Origin of the sequence: Acinetobacter sp. VT 511, from assembly GCF_001077515.1 — a bacterium.
GTDB lineage: Bacteria > Pseudomonadota > Gammaproteobacteria > Pseudomonadales > Moraxellaceae > Acinetobacter > Acinetobacter schindleri.
In genome coordinates, this window is record NZ_LFRE01000105.1 from 1 (window position 1) to 1218 (window position 1218).

General features: G+C 46.2%; 2 protein-coding genes. Both read left to right on the forward strand.

Going from position 1 to position 1218, the window contains the following annotated elements; genetic code table 11:
- The coding region (locus ACS72_RS15775) for a hypothetical protein (RefSeq protein WP_212771709.1) at positions 1 to 511 on the forward strand (511 nt) is incomplete at its 5' end.
- A 506-nt stretch (positions 512 to 1017) separates the two neighbouring features.
- Positions 1018 to 1218: L-lactate permease (locus ACS72_RS15780; RefSeq protein WP_048882657.1), on the forward strand; the 201-nt coding region annotated here is incomplete at its 3' end.

Consider the following 1218-nt stretch of genomic DNA (forward strand, 5'->3'; position numbering starts at 1 on the left):
CATGAATGGACTTCCCGAATTGTTATGGCTTGGTAATCTGGCTGCACTTGAATTTCATCCTTCTCTGCATACTGTGGGAAGCCATCTGCCCAGTGAATGGATGATTGATCTGGACCCCTCTCAGGAACATGAACCCCGGATCATGCAGGCCGCACTCATCGTTGGCGAAACCCTGACTTCCCTTGGTCTGAGGTCCATTCCCAAAACTTCGGGCGCAACAGGAGTTCAAATCATCGTTCCCATTGTGCAGGGAGTAACCTTTGATGAATTGAGAGAGGTTGGTTATTTTGTAGGCAAATATGTTACTCAGAAGCACCCGGATCTGTTCACACTGGAACGACTCAAAAAGGACCGTGGAGACCGCATTTATTTTGACTATCTCCAGCATTATGGAGGCAAGACCCTTGCCGCTCCCTATCTACCGTGTGAACATCAGCCCTGCGGCATGGAATATGAAGCAGAAGCTCATTGCGGAACATGTGAAATCCACAGAGGAATAGTTCACACATAAGAATTACAGAGAGGCATAACCAGTGAGGGATACTGGCTTATGCCTTTTTGCTGCCTATAAAATGTATACGTTCTTAGCGGAGTTGAACGATTCGATGATCGCAAGAAGTAATTTCAGCTATACGGGTTCTGTCTTCTGTGAAAGTACGTCGATAGTTGATAGACGTTATTCTTATATGATCCTTATGGGATGGACCAGTGATGTAAGAAATCTCATGGACAGACTGCCAAGGTAGCAGGCTATACTGGATAATAGTCATCCCCAATTCAAGAGGTTGTAGGGGGAAAGCAGTAATTATTTCTCGGGAAAGCGCCTTATCTGACCTCTGGTTCACAATTTCCCAATTAAAACTCACATCAATGTTGCCAATACATAACATTTAGTTAACCATTCATTGTCATTATCCCTACACAACACAATTGGCAGTGCCACTTTTACACAACGTGTGACAAGGAGATGAGCAACAGACTCATTACACGATGTGCGTGGACTCCAGGAGACCTGCAATGAATCTCTGGCAACAAAACTACGATCCCGCCGGGAATATCTGGCTTTCCAGTCTGATAGCATCGCTTCCCATCCTGTTTTTCTTCTTTGCGCTGATTAAGCTCAAACTGAAAGGATACGTCGCCGCCTCGTGGACGGTGGCAATCGCCCTTGCCGTGGCTTTGCTGTTCTATAAAATGCCGGTCGCTAACGCGCTGGCC